This is a genomic window from Kitasatospora sp. NPDC091257, assembly GCF_044757675.1.
Taxonomy (GTDB): Bacteria; Actinomycetota; Actinomycetes; order Streptomycetales; family Streptomycetaceae; genus Kitasatospora; species Kitasatospora lactacystinica.
Map to the genome: position 1 here is coordinate 1 of NZ_JBIVVI010001558.1, position 1,740 is coordinate 1,740.

The 1,740-nt window shown below is 68.7% G+C and carries 1 protein-coding gene; it reads right to left on the minus strand.

What is annotated here, in order from left to right:
- The coding region (locus ACIQOV_RS40245) for a glycoside hydrolase family 18 protein (RefSeq protein WP_401055943.1) at positions 1-1,643 on the minus strand (1,643 nt) is incomplete at its 3' end.
- Positions 1,644-1,740 lie beyond the last annotated feature (97 nt).

Here is a 1,740-nt window from a genome sequence, read left to right on the forward strand (position 1 = left end):
CCCGAGGCCGCCCACCCGCTGCTGGCCAAGCTCGGCGCCGGCACCGCCACCCCGGTCGGGGTGCCGGTGGGGGTGCCGGTGGAGGTCGGGGTCGGCGTGCCGGTCGGCGGGGCCGGGCAGGCGGACGCGGAGCCGTTGGTGGCGCTCACCATCTTGTCGAACAGGGCGGTCTTGGTGCCCAGGTCGTACAGCGAGAAGGCGAAGGAGCCGCCGAGGCCGTTGCAGTGCGCGTAGTCGAGCTTGGCCTGGATGGACTTGGCGTCCTCACCGCTCCAGAAGGTGTTGCCGTCGTAGAAGTACGTGGCCTGGGCCCCGTCGTCCCAGAAGGTCTTGGACGGGTTGTCGACGAAGCCCGCGAGCTCCTTGTACATCTGGATGCCGGGGACGTTGCCGGACATCGCCGCGCCGGCCGCCGGCTGGGTGGCGGGCTGGTACAGGCCGTGCTTGCCGTTGTCCTTCACGCCGGTCCAGCCGCGGTAGTAGAACGGCACACCCATGTTGATCTTGTTGGCGGGGAAGCCGCCGGGGATGCCGTACTCCTTGTCACCGGCCGTCCACGCCTTGATCGCGTTGTCGATCGAGTACTTCCCGTTGCCCGGCTTGGCCGGGGTCGACGGGTCGTCCGGGGTCGAGTAGAGCGCGGCCTGGTGGTTGGTCGGCCCCTGGGCGTCCCAGCCGCCGTGCATGTCGTAGGTCATGACGTCGAGGAAGGTCAGGTACTGACCGATCTTGTCGGTCTCGACGTTCATGATCTTGTCCTGGCCGGCGCCGACCGCCGCCGACAGGGCGTAGGTCTTCTTGTCCGCCGCGCCCTGCGCGTCCAGCTGGGTGCGGAACTCCTTCAGCAGGGCGGTGAAGTTCTGCTTGTCCGCCGGGCTGGAGAGGTTGCCGGTGTGGCCGCCGCCGCCCGGGTACTCCCAGTCGATGTCGATACCGTCGAAGACGCCGGCCGCCGAGCCCGGGCCGCCGAAGCCGGCGTCGCTGGGCAGGTTGCCCTTGATGAACATGTCGATGCAGGACGACACCAGGTGCTTGCGCGAGGCGTCCGTGGCGGAGGCCGGCGAGAAGTACTTGGAGTAGGTCCAACCGCCCAGCGAGAGCAGGACCTTGAGGTTCGGGTTCTTCGCCTTCAGCTTCTTCAGCTGGTTGAAGTTGCCCGCGATCGGCTGGTTCCAGACGTCGCCGACGCCGTCGACCGAGATGTCCGCGCCGAAGCTCTTCTGGTAGTCGGCGAACGCGTCGCCCGCGCCGTCACCCGCGTTGGGGTTGTTGTCGTTCCCGTCGGCGGCCTTGGTGGCCTCGAAACAGCCCAGGTCGGTCGGGTGGATGTTGGCGAAGGAGTAGATCATGTAGTCCAGGTTCTTGGCGACGCCGGTGTCCTGGATCGTCTTGGGGTAGTACGCGTTCGCGTAGACCGACCACTGGTCGAAGTAGGCGACCTTGATGCCGCCGCTGGTGGCGGGCGCGCCGGTGGAGTTGGTGGTCGCGGCGTTGGCCGCGCCGCCGCCGGACAGCGCGAGGCCGGCGCCGAGCAGCAGGGAGGCGGTGGTGCCGGCCGCGATGGCGGCCATGCTCTTCGGGCGGCGTCGGCGGCCGCCCTGCGGCGCCGGGGTCCCGGCCCTTTCAATGCGTGAGCGCAGCATGGCATCATGCTGCTCAAGACCTCACTGCGGAGCTTCTTCGCCCACAAGGGCCGGATGGCGCTCTCGCTCATCGCTGTCGTGCTGTCGGTGGCCTTCG